Annotated in this window: 1 protein-coding gene; it reads right to left on the bottom strand. The window is 46.7% G+C overall.

Going from position 1 to position 1,126, the window contains the following annotated elements:
- Positions 1–644: 644 nt before the first annotated feature.
- On the bottom strand, positions 645–1,126 hold a 482-nt coding region (locus A3738_RS30805; RefSeq protein ID WP_231876578.1), incomplete at its 5' end, for a putative solute-binding protein.

Below are 1,126 nucleotides of genomic sequence, written 5' to 3'. Positions count from 1 at the left end.
CCTTGAACAAGTTGGGCGAAAGTTCGGACAATGGATTGATGTTGGGTATTGGCAGCGCGTGTTTTGATTTTAGTTTTTTGATTCTTTGAAGCTTTCTTGTTTCTAGACTTCTGTTCCTGTCGGCGGCGGCCGAAAACCCCTTAAGACCTTTGACGCCAAAGGTCTTAAGGATCTAAATGCGCCCCAATTTTCGGGGCCTTCGGCTACACTCAAACTCTTGCGTAAATCGGCGCTGCGGAACTTATCCGCGATGCGGATTTCGAACAGTCCTCGCGTTATTCCGATTTTCGCCGGCGAGCTTTCGTCCCTCGAGATGGGGAATTAGCCATTCCGATAAGTTTTATTCTTTGCACCCACTACCCCTTCTGACTAGATGAGTTGCTCAGAGAATAAACGGCTTTATGCCGAGGACTGTTTGAGCCGAAGGCGAGTTCCGCAGGCGCTGTTTATTGTTGAGCAGCGAATGAACCCGAAGGGCTAGGAAGTAGACGCTGACTTGGACAAGGTGAATTGCGAAGCAAGAGAAGGTGGCCTGAGTCATTGTTAAGGGAGTGTCAGCGCACTCCCTTAACTCGTCCTTTTGGACGAAAACCGAAATAGAAAAAATGTGTTGAAACTAGAAAGTGTCAAAGAATAAAAAGATTCTACTCTCTATCCTTCGAAGTACATTCCGCTAGTTGAGGATCAATCTTACAGCGAACCTTACGGAACAAGGTTAAAGCTTTGCCGTTATAGACTCCCTGCTCACGCAGGGCGATGCGGCTTTCGCGGAACAGCTCACTCCAGTTGTCTTCGGTTTTTTCGCTAATTTCAATCCAGTATTTCTCAGGGATTGTTAGTTCGCTATCAACGATTTTACGAATTTGATCTTTATATTTGCTCGCCATCAGTTCACGAGATTTTTGCGCAAAACCTTCAGGTACTTTTTCCCAACGAACAATTAGCTGCATGGTGATCTGCAAGCTTGGCCATTTGATAACGCCACCGCCTGGCTCAAGGCCCTTGTACATTTCCATAGGCTCGTAAGCTAAGCCCGGTGCGCCGGTAATATCGACCGCTTTGTTATTAAATTTTTGGAGTGCGTTAGCAATACTTGATGATACTGGCGTCATGCCGATACGTGTCG

Source organism: Oleiphilus sp. HI0066, from assembly GCF_001635725.1.
The sequence above is the reverse complement of the archived record's forward strand: the minus strand, read 5'-3'. Positions and strand labels throughout refer to the sequence as shown.